This is a genomic window from Butyrivibrio sp. NC3005 (assembly GCF_000424545.1).
GTDB lineage: Bacteria > Bacillota > Clostridia > Lachnospirales > Lachnospiraceae > Butyrivibrio.
On sequence record NZ_AUKC01000032.1, the window covers coordinates 15,826 to 29,520 of the forward strand.

Genomic DNA, 13,695 nt, shown 5'->3' on the forward strand with positions numbered 1-13,695 from the left:
GGGGTCATTCCAAATGGAAAGCAAGGTTTTTATTTCAGAGGCAGACGAATATCTCTTTGGTAAAGGAACTCACTACGAGATATATGATAAACTAGGCGCACACAAATCCGAAGAAAATGGACGAAAGGGGATGTTTTTTGCTGTTTGGGCCCCGAATGCTGCATCAGTTAATGTTATAGGCTCGTTTAATGGGTGGGATGAAGAGCTGCATCCAATGAAGAAGCTGAAAAATAGTGGAATATGGCAGTGTTTTATTCCAGGAGTAGGAGTAGGCGAGCTTTACAAATATCTAATCACATCACCAGATGGAGAAAAACTTTATAAGGCAGATCCATATGCAAACTATGCTGAATTAAGACCGGGAACAGCATCCAAAACGACAGATTTAGATGGTTTTAAATGGAAAGATAATGTATGGATGACTGCAAGAGAAGAAAAGGATTTAAACAAAGAGGCAATTGCAATTTATGAATGTCATATCGGATCATGGATGAAGCATCCGGACGGAACAGAAGATGGTTTCTATACATATCATGAATTTGCAGACAGAATTGTTGATTATCTCAAAGAAATGCATTATACGCATATTGAGCTTATTGGTATAGCAGAGCATCCATATGATGGTTCATGGGGATATCAGGTTACAGGATATTTTGCACCAACTTCCAGATATGGAGAACCGTGTGATTTTATGTATCTTGTCAATAAGCTACATGAAAACAATATCGGAGTAATATTAGACTGGGTTCCTGCTCACTATGCAACAGATGCACACGGACTTGGAAGATTTGATGGACAATGCATCTATGAAGATCCAGATCCAAGAAAAGGTGAACATCCTGATTGGGGAACCAAGATTTTTAATTTAGAAAAAAATGAAGTAAAAGATTTTCTTATTGCAAATGCGCTGTTCTGGATGGATAAGTTCCACGTTGATGGAATAAGAGTAGATGCTGTTGCATCGATGCTGTATCTCGATTACGGAAAAAGAGCAGGAGAATGGGTTCCGAATAAAGATGGTGGAAAAGAGAACTATGCTGCAATTGAATTCTTCAAACACTTAAATAGCGTAGTGCATAAGAAATATCCAGGAGTAATGACTATTGCAGAAGAATCAACCGCATGGCCTAAGATTACCGGAACTCTCGAAAATGGCGGATTAGGATTCTCTTTCAAATGGAATATGGGATGGATGCATGATTTTTGCGAGTACATGAAACTAGATCCTTATTTCCGTAAAGGTGCTCACAATATGATGACATTTGCCATGAGTTATAATGACGCAGAGAATTATATACTGCCGTTATCACATGATGAAGTTGTTCATTTGAAATGTTCCATGTTAGAGAAAATGCCAGGTTATGAGGTCGATAAATTTGCAAATTTAAGAGCCGGATATACATATATGCTGGGACATTGTGGCAAAAAGCTTCTTTTCATGGGACAGGAGTTTGGTCAAAACAGGGAATGGAGTGAAAAAAGAGAACTGGATTGGTATCTTCTTTCTGAGCCTCTTCATAGGGGGATGAAAGATTATGTTGCCCGTCTTCTTGAATTATATCAGAAGTATCCTGCACTTCATGAAATTGATAATAGCTGGGATGGTTTTGAATGGATAAATGCTGATGATAAAGATAGAAGCACATACAGTTTCTGGCGTCGTAGTACAAATGGTAGGGATAACATACTGTTTGTAATTAACTTTACACCTGTATCATGGGATGGATATAAAGTTGGAGTTCCATATCCGGGAACATATGAACTTTTACTTGATAGTGCAAGCCCTGAATTTGGCGGACAGGGAACTGGAATGCAGGCAAAGATTGAGGCAGAGCAAGGCTTATGTGATTACAAGGACTATTCTATTACAATGAATCTTCCTGCATATGGTGCTGAGATTTTTGTTTTCCATAATCCTGAATCAAAAGATAAATTGACAAGAGATTCGCATACCGAGAAGGTTCCGAGAAAAACTCCTCGAACAAGCCGCAAAAAGAAAACAATTGAAAAATAAAAAGTGATATGCTCCTTTCTAGGTAAACAAGATAAATAGTAAAATCTTGAATTACTTAGATGGGAGCATTTTTATTTAATCGAAGTGAAATTATATTGTTGCAAATTAGAATAAGATTTGATATCATTTAAAACTGTTTGTATTAGCATTGGATTTTTTGTGCGGAAATAAAGCTATTAAAGTAGGCGAGTGAACAGTCGTAGCTAACAATAGTGATAGGAGTAAAAATGCATAAAAAATCTATGAATGTAATTAAAGCAAAGAAGTATGCAGTCATACTAATGTTGTCTGCTCTTATGGGCAATAACATCTTTTCTGTGACAAGCTTTGGTCAGGAAATTTCAAAATCATCTATAGAAGAATATGATACGTCACAGAGTAATCCCCACAAAAATGATATAGAGGACAATGCCGTTAATCTGGAAACTGAGTGCGAAGATAACAAACCTTCTTTTGCAAAAATATTTGTAAAAACAAGTGAAGGTGGTCATATCAGAATAAATGGAGCTGATGATGAATTCGGCTTAAATGAAGGAGAAAAAGAAATAAGAAATAGCGGATATGTCTATGTTAAGACTACTGATGGAAAGGCAGACTTGGATTATAAAATTATTCCGCATGAAGGATATAATGTTTTAAAAGAGTGCTTTGAGCATAATAATACAAAAGAAACATCAGATGGAAATAACAGCTTTTCCTTTAATGTTCAGAGTAATGATTATGACAAAGTAAATGGAACACTTCAGGTCGCATTCGAAAGAGGGGCGCTAAAAAGCGGAATTGTAGAAGTTAAGGACGCATCAGGTGCTAAAGCTAAAAAGCTTATCGAAGGAAAAGACTATTATGTAGAAGTTCCAAATGTCAGCGATGAAGAATTAAGATGGAATGATACTGCTACTAGTAATGATGGGAGGATGAAAGTTAATTTTGATAAGCTTGTAGATGGCGAAAACGCAGTTTTTCATGCTGTTGCAAGTAAAGACTATTATTTTTTTGTTAAAGATTATGAATTTGATAACAGCAATCTAAAAGTTTACAAAGATCATCAGGCACCCAAAATAATAGATGTGTCATATAAAATAAATGGTAGTGATGCATTTATAAATTCTGAATCGGGTGAAAATGTTATTTTTGCTGATAATGATGTTACCTTGTTTTTTACAGTTGAAGACATGGAGAATAATCCAACAGATATTGTTACTTCGGAAGTATTAACCAGTAACTCTTACGAAGACTATAAACTGTATAACAAAGCAGAGTTTGTATCAAAAGAAAATAAAAAAACAACTTATAAGTATACTTTTTCGTCAGGAACCACAAGAGTTTCAGGTCTTAATATTATCGATGAAGCAGATAATATTTCAAGTACCGAAGAGATTAAAGAAAAGTTGGACTGTATTATAAAAATTGATAAAAGGCAGTGTACAAGTAGCGATGTAAACTGGCAGGTTATATCAAAAGATTATGAATTAACAGATTCAAATGATGAAGAAATATGGTTTTCCAGACAATCTAATGATACAGATGAACCTATAAAAGTAAAATTCGAAATATCACATTTTTTCCCCGTAAAATCTGTAGTTGTCAAAAACAAAGAAGGGGAAGAAGTCTTTAAGAAAGTCAATAAACCAAAAGACAAAAGAAGTTTTATAAGAAGTCTTTTTGGCATGGATCCCTGGAAATACGAATACGAGTTTGAAATAGATTCTGATAAAGATTTGTGCGAAGATTATACAGTTAGCTTTGTGCCTATGAATTATTCCAAAAAACAGATAGTGTGTAATCAGCAGATCAAAGTACGAATAGATAACACCAATCCGGTTGATGAAATAAGATTTGAAATTCCGCTTGGTGGCGAACTTATAGGTAAAAAGAAAGATAGCGGAATCAGTGAAAAAAACAATACATATTTTTATTTAGTAACTAATCAGATAGAACAAAATCCTGTAGGTTACATATGGTCAAAAAACAGAATTAATATCAGAGTTCACGCAAGGGATGCAGTTGTATCTAATGTAAAGCCATCAGGTGTTAAATATCTTCAGTACAACGTGAACATGGAAGAGAAAAGCGGTTCACCTATGGTATATCCTTCTGGAAATATTGTAGAGTTTGATGAAGAAGGAAATGGGGTTTTAAGCGTTTCTTTAGAGCAAGAGGGACGTTTTTTCCTTGATTCTTTGATTATTACTGATAAAGCCGGAAATAAATCCAGCGTTATGAAAGACAAGATTGAATATGTGCTTGATGCAAAGGCGCCAAGAATAGAAGTTTCAATGGTTTCTGATGACAGGGAACTTGCTGGTCAGAAGGAAAGCCCTGCATATACCAATAAAGATGTATTTGTAAAAGCAAATGTTGAAGATTTAAATTTTGATAATGAAGCAGTTTCTATAAAAACTCTTGAAGGAAAGTGGGATGCTGGTAAATTTCTTTCATATAGCAGAAACGGAATTGTTCATACTTATGATGGAACGCTATTAGAAGATGGTCGTTATCAATTCAGTATCAAAGCAATAGATTTGGCGGATAATGAATCTGATGAAGTTGAGTCGCCATATGTTGTAATCGACAAAACCCTTCCAAAGGTTGAAGTTACATACTCTTTTGGCAATAAAGATTTTATTCCGGAGGGGAGTGATACTACTTTCTTAAATCAGAATGTATCTTTAAATGTGAAGTTTACAGAGAAAAACTTTGATCCGAAAAATACAAAAGTTAAGATTTTTTATACTGATACAGAGGATAAAGAACAGGCGCCTATTATCATTGATGGCTCAGAATTTATAGGTGATGAAGAATCTGGAATCTATACAGCATCAAAGGTTATAGAAGGTGAAGGAAAATATCATGTAGAAGCCTATGCTACAGATTTGGCTTTAAATGCTATGGAAGACTATGTTGGCAAAGAGTTTGTTATAGATAAATCTGCACCTAAGATAACAGTAGAATTTGATAACAACAGCGCAGCTAATGAAATATATTACAAGGATAATAGAGTAGCTACAATTACTATAAATGAATACACTTTTGACAGTTCAAAAGCTATTAGTATGATGGAATATAATCTTGGAATTCCTTCTCAGGGGACATGGGAAAAAGTTGGAACTAACACTTATAAAAAGACCATAAGCTTTACTCAAGATGGAAAATACAGTTTTGACGTAAACTGCATAGATAAAGCTGGTAACGAAGCTGAAACTATGATTGTAGAAGATTTCTGGGTGGATAAAACAGCTCCTGTAGTAGAAGTTGGTTTTGATAACAATGATTTCAAAAATGAAAAGTATTTCAATAATAAAAGAGAAGCCTTTATTACAATTGATGAGCTTACATTTGAAGAAAGTCTTGTAGATATTAAATCAAAAGAAGGTAAATCTCCGCTTTCTTTACGGGATGCTTTCACCAAATCTGATGATGTCAAAAATATAGAGCATAAAACCAGCATGAAATTTGAAAATGATGGAGAATATGCTTTTGTAATTGAAGTTAAAGACTTGGCAGGAAACACTTCTAATATATATGAAAACCCTGAGTTTGTTATTGATACAACTCTTCCATCTGTAAGCTTTGGAGGTGTTGAGGATCATTCAGCTAATAACAAAGTGGTGGCACCGTCACTTACATATATTGATAAAAATATGGATATCAAGGCAACAACCGTAACTTTTGAAGGATCGAATAATGGTAAAGTGAACAACGACTTGGAAGTTAAGGAAATTGAAAATGGTTATGAAGTAAAATATGCTGATTTTCCACATATTAAAGAGATGGATGATATGTATACTATGACAGCCAATGTTGTTGATTTGGCAGGAAATGAAATTGAAGAAAGTCTTGTCTTTTCTGTAAATAGGTTTGGTTCTGTATATGTATTGGGAGATGAAACAAAGAAAATCATAAATAATTATTATACGAATAATCCAAAAGATGTTGTCATTACAGAGATTAATATCGATAATCTCGTAGAAAAAGATATTTCTGTTTCACGTGATGGAAAGCTTAAGAAATTAAAAAATGGCAGACACTACGAAGTTAAAGCAGAAGGAAGCGATAAGACATGGAAGAGTTTTACATATACTATAAATGCAAAAGAGTTCGGTAAAGATGGAGTGTATTGCGTAAGTGTCTATTCAACAGACAGAGCAACTAATAAGCAGTCTAATATGACCAAAGATGCCGAGATAGATTTTGCAGTAGACAAAACAAAGCCTAGTATCGTCGTGTCTAATCTTTATGCTAATGGCAAATATGAAGAAGAAAACCATGAAATCACAATTAATGTTACCGACAATATGTGTATTAAAGACTTAAGTGTATTTTCAAACGGGAAGCTTCTTGGAAAATATAATGAAGAGAAAATAAAAGAGTTTTTTGGTACTTTTGAATTATCAATTCCTAAAGCGGATGTTGTTCAAAATATTAGTTTTAAAGCCTGTGATGCATCTGGAAATATCCAAAGTATGGGATTTGAAGGAATAGAGATAGGTGATATCGAAAAAATCGAGAAGAATAAGGAAGCAGAACGTATAAAATCAAATGCTTCTAAAAAGAGATTTTTTGTAGCCAAAATAAAAAATATAGTTGATGGTGGCAAAAATACAGATGAAAATTCATATACACTTCTTGTATCAATGATAGTAATTCTAATGAGTATTAGTATTTTAGGGATAGTAGTATATGCAAAATCAAATATAAAAAAGAGTGAATAAAGGTATGAATGTAAATGCTGGTTTTTGGACTGAAATAGGGATTTCAAAGAAAGTAAATCAAGATGCACTTCTTATAAAGGAAGCAACCTTTCCAAAATATGGAAAGGTTGTTATGGGAGTTTTGTGCGATGGAATGGGAGGTCTTGATCTTGGAGAAGAAGCTAGTAAGGCGGTTATAAAATACCTAAATATCTGGTTTATAGAGGAACTTCCACAGATATTAAGAGAATCTTATCAGACTGTACCTCTTTTTGAAGATATGGACAAAAAACTAAATGTGCTGGATCTAATCCAGCACAACTGGCTTAGACTTGTACTGGAAATTAATCACAAGCTTAAGATTTTTGGAGAAAAGTATGATTTATATTTAGGAACAACGCTTGTGGCAGTTATCCTTATAGAAAATCACTATCTTTGGATGAATATCGGTGATTCAAGACTGTATCATTTAAAGAATGTATTTAATTTTGCGCAGCTGTCACATGACCATAGTGTAGTACAACAGATGATAGATAAAGGAGAGATTACTAAAAGGCAAGCTCCAAAATGTAGTCAAAAGAACGTTCTTCTTCAATGCGTGGGAGCAGGTATAAACGTAAATCCTGATTTTGGAAGAGGTGAAGTTAGTCCAAAAGAATCTTTTCTTTTGTGTTGTGATGGTTTTTGGCGTAAGTCTAAAGATAGAGAAATTAGAAGATTAATGAAAAAAAGCATGAAAATGGATGATGAAGAAATCTCTTCTTTACTTTCCAAACATATGAATGTCCTTATGAATAGATGGGAAGAGGATAATATTTCGGCAATCATGCTTTCTGTAAAATAATGTTTTGATAAAGGAATAGTAATGCTTGCTATAGGTTCACTTGTAGAAGGAAAATACAAAATATTAAATGTCATAGGTCAGGGTGGAATGAGCATAGTTTATCTGGCTATGAATGAACGAGCCAATAAACAGTGGGCGATTAAAGAAGTCAGAAAAAGCGGAATTGCTAATTATCAGCTTGTAAGACAAAGCCTTATTGTAGAAACAAATATGCTTAAAAAGCTTTCCCATAAGTATCTTCCTAGCGTAGTAGATGTTATTGATTACGAAGACAGTATTCTTATAGTAATGGATTATATTGAAGGAAATCCTTTAAGCGTAGCTTTAGAAGATTATGGTGTGCTTCCACAGGAGTATGTTATAGAATGGGCCAAACAACTTTGTGAAGTATTGGGATATCTTCACAGTAGAAAGCCATCTATAGTTTATAGAGATTTAAAACCTGGAAATATTATGTTAAAGCCAGATGGCTGTATTACTCTTATAGATTTTGGAACAGCAAGAGAATACAAGAATGAAAGTTTTGAAGATACAACATGCCTTGGAACAAAGGGGTATGCAGCACCGGAGCAGTTTGGGGGACTTGGGCAAACAGACGCAAGGACCGATATATATTGCCTGGGAATGACTTTATATCACCTTGTAACAGGGCATAATCCATCAGAACCGCCTTTTGAGATTTTTCCAATAAGATACTGGAATGAACACCTAGCAATAGGTTTAGAGAAGATAATTGAAAAGTGTATAATGCCAAATCCTGAAGATAGATATCAGTCATGTTCTGAAATAATGTATGATTTAGAGCATTACAAAGAACTTGGAAGTGAAGTAAAAAAAGGTGCTTTTTTTAAAGTTATGTTATTTGGATTGGCATCTGTAATGTCTATAGGTTGTTTTGGACTTTCTTCAGGTTATAGTAGCAGGGCATTAAGTGTATCAAGTTCAGGATACAAGAATATTATTGTTGATGTAGACCAGAAGACAAGTATAGAAGATAAAATTGTTAATTATCAAGAAGCCATGATTTTAAAACCAGAAGAAGAGGCAGCATATCTAGGACTTTTGGAAAATGTATTTCTTCAGGATGAAGTTTTTTTAAGAGAAGAATCTGATAGACTCATTGAAGTGTTATATACGAAAACAAAGGGAAAATCATATATAGAAACCTTGAAAAATACTAATCCAAAAGCATATGCAGATTTTTGTTATAGACTTGGAATAGCATATTTTTATTGTTATGAAGGTAGTGGTAATAAGCAGATGGCAACAAAATGGCTTGTAGAATCTTGCCGTGGAGACTATCTGTCAGAAAGTCAGAAACTTCGTGCAGAAAGACTAGGAAAGATTTCATCCTATTATGGGAAACTTTCAGTTATAAGCAAAAGCGGTGATTCTAAGGTAAGTTACAGACAGTACTGGGATGATTTGTGCGCAGTATCAAAGGGTGATATAGCAGCAAAGGATAATGAAACAACTGCGCTTATTATTTACCGTGAACTTGTATCACAGCTCCATGTTAATATTGAAAAATTCAGAAGGGATGGGGTTTTAGAGAAAGAAATGAATAGCAAACTGTTAGATATTGATAAACATCTCCAGAGTGACTTTAAAAAGATAGATACGGCAAATATTGAAAGAGTCGAGCAATTATTAAAAGAGGTTGAAGAAGATATCGTTCAGGCAAAAAAAGATATAGGACTTGCTTTTGAATTGTCAAAAAACAAGTGATGATAGAGGTAATAATTAGGTAATGAATAATATGTTTTGTATTTATATTGCATTAGAACAGATGGGGGCAGCCGTTATAATAAAAGAGATAGAGAAGAATCAGACATATAGCAAAATCTTTATGGTATTTGGACTTTTATTTGCTTTTCTTAGCTTGATTTTTTTTATAATACTAAAAATTCCATCGGCAGTATCCTTAATTACAGGAATAGGAGCCAAAAGGGAAATTAGAAGAATTATGGAAGATTATAATAGAGAATAATGATATTCACAAATAAGGCCGTTTTACATTAATGAAGATAAGTAGTATATTAATTGCAAGTTTTATAGTATTTATTAATGGAGAAAGGCGAATATTATGAAAAAAGATGAACTATTAGTCGGGGAGAAAGGTGCCAAAAAAGCTTTGGCGGATTCAAAGAAAAGCTGTATTTTTTCATTTCTTTTAATAGCATTAATAATGGTTGTTGTCGTTGTGCTAATTGAGGGAACTGATATTGTCGAGAAAGATTCCAAACAGGCTGTTGTAATTATGAACCTATTAGGCGGAGTTGTAAGTTTACTGCTTATGGCTGTTTATTATGGAAGAATAGATGATTACCCAAAGAAAGCTATTTCGGCATGCTTTAGCGGACTTCCTGTTTCTAATCTTGAAACATTGAATATTTTGAATAATCAGACTTATTTTGATATAACAACAGCAAACGGACAGAAGTTTCAGATTGATAAGGCTGCAATTTACAATGTTTCTTTTGTTGTCAGAAAAAGAAAAAAAGAAGATCCTGTAGTTAAAGGCGGAAATATAGAAGCATATGGTTCTGTTTGTATAGGGCTTGTATTGTATAGGTTAATTGGCTTGTTATGGGCGATGGTTGGATATGTTATTTTTGATATTGTGAAACTTAAGAATAGAAATATTGCACAGACGGTTGTGATTTCATTTTTCTTAAGAAATAATCAGGGACAAGAAACTAATATAGTTTTAGATGTTCCCAAATCATTTGGTCTCGCATTCATGAGAGAGTTTTCGGATAGACTATTACCAAGTTATGCAGCAAACTAATTAAATAAAAGCTTCCAGGTGAGAGCTTATTTATTCTTTTTGATAGTTTTAATAATAATCATAAAGAATAAGGCTTTGCATTTGGAAGCTTTTTTAATTTAACTTTTTTTAAAAGCCGCCGAAATAGAAGTTGAAGATTGACTGTTTTGTTTGAAGATTACAATGGAGCATTTTAATATTTCCACGAGGTTAATTTATGGCGAATATACAACTAGTCGAAGCGGCTGTAAGATCAAAAGATAATAATAACCTTAACCTTTTTGGCGCAGATAAAAAGGCATCAGGTTCATTTTTTGATACATCAAATATTGCTGTTAATACTACCAAAGAAGTTGAAACTTTATTTGGTAGTGATAGGGTTTTTGATGAAAAAAAATCAAAAGATGTAACCAAAAAGATGCAGGAATCCTTTAGTAATATAGATGTTACTAATGAGACTAATGCAGATATTCTTATGTCACAGACTCTTTCAGGTAAAGATTATGCAAAAGCCAAGGAAGATGGCTTTAATATGAAAGACGTTGATGCAAAAAAGACGGTTACAATTTTAGATAGAATTAAAGCAGTCCTTGCAAAATCAGGAAATGTCACGAATGGATTTAATGACAATATTGACAAAGACGTATTAGAAGAAATAACTGGAAACAAAGCTTTTGCCAATGAGATTATAAATAAGTTAAAAGAAAATGATTTGCCGCTGTCGATTCAGAATATAGAACAGATAAAAGAAGCTGTTGTTAAAAGCAGCGAAATCTCCTCTTTATCAGAATCGGCAGTTATGTACCTTATAGAAAATGAACTCCCTATAACCGTAGATAATTTGTATCTGGCTAGTCATACTACAAACGGACAGACGGCTAACCGCGGAACCTACTATATGCAGGAAGGCGGTTATATGGCAGAGCGTGCAACTACACTTGATTTTTCCAGTTTAAGAGAGCAGATAGAGGAAGTTGTTAAACAGGCTGGATTAGATAGTACTAATGAAGAGAACATTCTTTTTGCACAAAAGATGTTAGAAGAGGGATTTACACTAACTCCAGAAAGCTTAATCAAAAAGATTACGCTCGATAACCTTACATTTCCGCTTCCACTAGAAGAGGTTATAAGTTCTGCTGTAAGTGCGCTTGCAGATGGTCAAAGAGCAGATAAGGGAGATGTTACAAACCAGACGACCCAGCTAGATAAAGCACTTGAACAGTCTGATATGCAGAACGAGTGGGTTGATAAAAATCCGGAAAAGGCAGCTTTTATATTCAAAAAAGTTGAAGATGAGCTAAGAAATCAAAAAGAAGATATAGACGAAATAAAAAGAGGAGTTCAGTCCGACTATTATCTTGAAGAAGGAGTTGTTTCCAACGAAAAATATGAAGAGATAAAGAATAGATTAAGGCTTGAAGAGATAAGGTACACATTCTCTGTAGAAGCTAATCTTCGAATGATTCAAAGCGGAATAACTCTCGATACAACTTCAATAGAGAATCAGATAAGACAGCTACAGGACATCCTGTTAGATATGGGTAAAAGTCTCTTTGGAGAAGGAACTTCAAATACAGCTAAAGCCTCTGAATTGAGCGTAGAAGCCAAATTTACACTGTTCCGTCAGACTACGTACAGAGTTAGCGGAATAATGGAATCGCCAGCGGCTGTAATAGGAGCTCTCAAAGATGAGTTTAAGGTAGATACGTTAGATGCTATTTACCAGAAATCAACTACTATCAAGATGTCTTTTGACAAAGCAATGCAGGCATATGAGATGGTTTCAACAAGGCCGGATGATCAGTTTGGCGAGTCCATTGAGAAAGCATTTAGAAATGTTGATGATATTTTAAAAGAACTTAATCTGGAAGAAAATGATGATAATAGAAGAGCTGTACGTATTCTTGGATATAATCATGCAGAGATTACTAAAGAGAGCATACTTCAGGTTAAGGCGTGGGATGCCAAACTTACAAGTACCATGGATAGACTCAAACCAGGTGCAGTTTTGCAGATGATTAGAGATGGTAAAAATCCACTCAATATGACACTCGAAGAGCTTGGAGGATATTTAGATAAACAAAACAGTCAAAGTGATAAAGATGGAGATAACGATAAATACTCAGAATTCTTGTATAAGCTTGAAAGAAAGAATGGAATAACCAAGGAAGAAAAAGAATCTTACATTGGCATATTTAGATTATTTGCAAACTTAAAGGCAACAGACGATGCTGCAATAGGAATGGTTCTTCGGACAAAAGGAGAAATGACCATTGGAAATCTTCTTACAGCTAACAGAACTGTTATAAGATCAATGTCATCTATGGACTATAGAATAGATGATGAGTTTGGAGGAATAGAATCAGGTAAAAGTTTTTCGCCTTCAATCGACGAACAGATTAATATGGCGTTTTTGTTCTACTCTTCTAGAGCTGATAGTGTATATGAACATATAGATGCAGACAAGCTAGCAGATTTTAAGCCGACAAATGAGACTTTCCTTACAGATTTAGCTGATGCTATGGAAGAAGAGGATAAAGACTTAGAGTCAACAGAAGATTATAATTCTCGCCAATTAAGAGAAATCAGAGATATATTTAACAATGAGAATACTAAATCTGATATGAAAGTTTTGACAAATGCATTTATTCCGATTACTGCCTCTAATCTTGAAGCAATGAAAGAGATAAGAGAGAGCAGAAAAAAGAAAAATGTCCACGGCAAAGATGTTGAGCCATCATTATGGCAGAAGCTCCGGGAAAAGATTGGAGAAAATGATGATAATGCCTTTGAAAACATTAAAGATTTAGAGAATTACGACACCACTTTAGACAAAATAAAAGAACAGCTTGAGAAAACGTTAGAAACTACCGATAAATATATTGATTTAAGAGTAATCTCTCTTTTGCATAAGGATTTATCAGTATCTAGACAGATGTCTGAAAGCGGAAGTTATGAGGTTCCTGTAGAAGTTGGAGACGATATTATTTCAATGCATGTTACGCTTGTAAATAATGAAGAGGAAGGTTCTCACATCACCACTTCACTCGATACAGGTACACTCGGAATCATAAAGACTGATTTACAGATTCAGAAAAATAAAATAATTGGCGTGATTGCAACATCCAACGCCAAAAGCGCTCAATCTCAACATTTTTTGGAAGACGTGAAAAATCGTATTAGCGAAAAAATGAATATGGAAATAGAAGCTGCGACTATTTTCTATTCTAGAGATGGTGAGTTTGAAAGAGAAATTGGAAACAGAAAAGGGACAAAGAAAGAAGAGCTTCTAACTTTGGCAAAAGAAGTAATAGAGTCTATAGCTGCTTGCGTAAAAGAAAGAGAAGTTATATTCAGTTAGTGTTAATTACTTGAA

At 34.1% G+C, this 13,695-nt stretch carries 7 protein-coding genes; all 7 read left to right on the forward strand.

Translation table 11 applies throughout. The features are described from left to right. The first annotated feature begins 13 nt into the window (after positions 1 to 13). On the forward strand, positions 14 to 2,014 hold the full coding sequence (gene glgB / locus G634_RS18700) for a 1,4-alpha-glucan branching protein GlgB (protein ID WP_081676575.1): 2,001 nt from the start codon (positions 14 to 16) through the stop codon (positions 2,012 to 2,014). Positions 2,015 to 2,241: 227 nt separating this feature from the next. After that, positions 2,242 to 6,726, forward strand: coding sequence for an Ig-like domain-containing protein (locus G634_RS0109600; protein WP_026505114.1), 4,485 nt, complete (start codon positions 2,242 to 2,244; stop codon positions 6,724 to 6,726). Positions 6,727 to 6,730: 4 nt separating this feature from the next. After that, on the forward strand, positions 6,731 to 7,549 hold the full coding sequence (locus G634_RS0109605; RefSeq protein WP_026505115.1) for a PP2C family protein-serine/threonine phosphatase: 819 nt from the start codon (positions 6,731 to 6,733) through the stop codon (positions 7,547 to 7,549). A gap of 21 nt (positions 7,550 to 7,570) precedes the next feature. After that, positions 7,571 to 9,277: a serine/threonine protein kinase gene (locus G634_RS0109610; protein WP_026505116.1), complete on the forward strand. Its 1,707-nt coding sequence runs from the start codon at positions 7,571 to 7,573 to the stop codon at positions 9,275 to 9,277. Between the two features lie 22 nt (positions 9,278 to 9,299). Further along, positions 9,300 to 9,539 (forward strand): hypothetical protein, encoded by a 240-nt coding sequence (locus tag G634_RS0109615; protein WP_026505117.1) that lies wholly within the window; start codon positions 9,300 to 9,302, stop codon positions 9,537 to 9,539. A gap of 96 nt (positions 9,540 to 9,635) precedes the next feature. Further along, positions 9,636 to 10,340 (forward strand): hypothetical protein, encoded by a 705-nt coding sequence (locus G634_RS0109620; RefSeq protein WP_026505118.1) that lies wholly within the window; start codon positions 9,636 to 9,638, stop codon positions 10,338 to 10,340. Between the two features lie 196 nt (positions 10,341 to 10,536). Further along, complete coding sequence (locus tag G634_RS0109625) at positions 10,537 to 13,680, forward strand: DUF6240 domain-containing protein (protein ID WP_026505119.1); 3,144 nt, start codon at positions 10,537 to 10,539, stop codon at positions 13,678 to 13,680. Positions 13,681 to 13,695: the final 15 nt, after the last annotated feature.

Excerpts from the sequence above, each read along its gene's own strand:
- glgB (WP_081676575.1), top strand. The coding sequence starts at position 14 with ATGGAAAGCAAGGTTTTTATTTCAGAGGCAGACGAATATCTCTTTGGT.
- G634_RS0109600 (WP_026505114.1), top strand. The coding sequence starts at position 2,242 with ATGCATAAAAAATCTATGAATGTAATTAAAGCAAAGAAGTATGCAGTC.
- G634_RS0109605 (WP_026505115.1), top strand. The coding sequence starts at position 6,731 with ATGAATGTAAATGCTGGTTTTTGGACTGAAATAGGGATTTCAAAGAAA.
- G634_RS0109610 (WP_026505116.1), top strand. The coding sequence starts at position 7,571 with ATGCTTGCTATAGGTTCACTTGTAGAAGGAAAATACAAAATATTAAAT.
- G634_RS0109615 (WP_026505117.1), top strand. The coding sequence starts at position 9,300 with ATGAATAATATGTTTTGTATTTATATTGCATTAGAACAGATGGGGGCA.
- G634_RS0109620 (WP_026505118.1), top strand. The coding sequence starts at position 9,636 with ATGAAAAAAGATGAACTATTAGTCGGGGAGAAAGGTGCCAAAAAAGCT.
- G634_RS0109625 (WP_026505119.1), top strand. The coding sequence starts at position 10,537 with ATGGCGAATATACAACTAGTCGAAGCGGCTGTAAGATCAAAAGATAAT.